The sequence below is a fragment of the Deinococcus pimensis DSM 21231 genome, assembly GCF_000519345.1.
Taxonomy (GTDB): Bacteria; Deinococcota; Deinococci; order Deinococcales; family Deinococcaceae; genus Deinococcus_A; species Deinococcus_A pimensis.
The window spans coordinates 11,417-12,333 of sequence record NZ_KI912662.1; the positions used below are offsets into that span (position 1 = coordinate 11,417).

Annotated in this window: 1 pseudogene; it reads right to left on the reverse strand. The window is 72.5% G+C overall.

Features of this window, described 5'->3' with window-relative positions:
• Positions 1–348 precede the first annotated feature (348 nt).
• Positions 349–917: pseudogene (locus tag DEIPI_RS32220) on the reverse strand (hypothetical protein); the annotation flags it as partial.

Genomic DNA, 917 nt, shown 5'->3' on the forward strand with positions numbered 1-917 from the left:
CCCGCGCCACCCCCGGTCCCAGCGCCAGCCCGATCTCCCGCGCGCGCGGCGTCCACCCGCCGCTTCGAGGACGCGAAGATCAGCCCGACCGCGTCCGCGCCCGCCTCCTCGGCGAGCAGGGCGTCGCGGACGCTGGTGGTGCCGCAGATCTTCACACGCGTACGGGACATGGCGGGAATTGTAGACCAAAAAGAGGGGCGCCTCCCGCAGGAGGCACCCCGTGTGTGAAGACACGCCCAGATCGCTCAACAAAACCCGGCGCAACGCTGCACTGACTCGCTCCCTGCGGGGTACTGCGTGCTCCGCTCGGCAGAATCTCGGCCTTCGCCGAGGTTCTGTTCAGCGATCCTAGCCCGCGCGGCCCGCGTCCTTCTTCACCTCGTCGGTGGGACGGTCCGCCTCGCGAATCGCGTTCTGCGAGGTCGTGCCCTGCGTGGACGTCGCGCCGTAGCTCGCCGTCTTGCGCGTCGGGTTCGTCTCCTCGCCCGCGCGCTCCAGCCACACCTCACCCACGATGTTGCGGACCTGACGGCCCGCGCGGTGCAGCGCGTCCGCCGCCTCCGGGTTCACGCCGCGCACCGTGTCCAGCACGCGCTGACGCACCTCAGGACGGCGGGCGAGCAGGTAGCCGCCGCCCACGATCAGCAGCAGGGGCAGCAGACCGCCGCCACCGCCGCCGCGCCGCTTCGTCTTCTTGGACGTGCGCACGAGGTACGTCTCCACGCCGCGCAGCGCCTTCTCGTGCTGAGCGAGGGCCGCCGTGTGCGCCGCCAGCGTCGCCTCCTGCGCCGCGAGCTTCTCCGTCGCCGTTCTGAGGGCCTTCGCGCTCACGACGCGTTCCGCCTTCGCCTTCTCACGCGCGTGCACCTCGGCGGCGCGGCGGGCCTCGCGGGCCTCGCGCTCCACGCGGCGCTTCG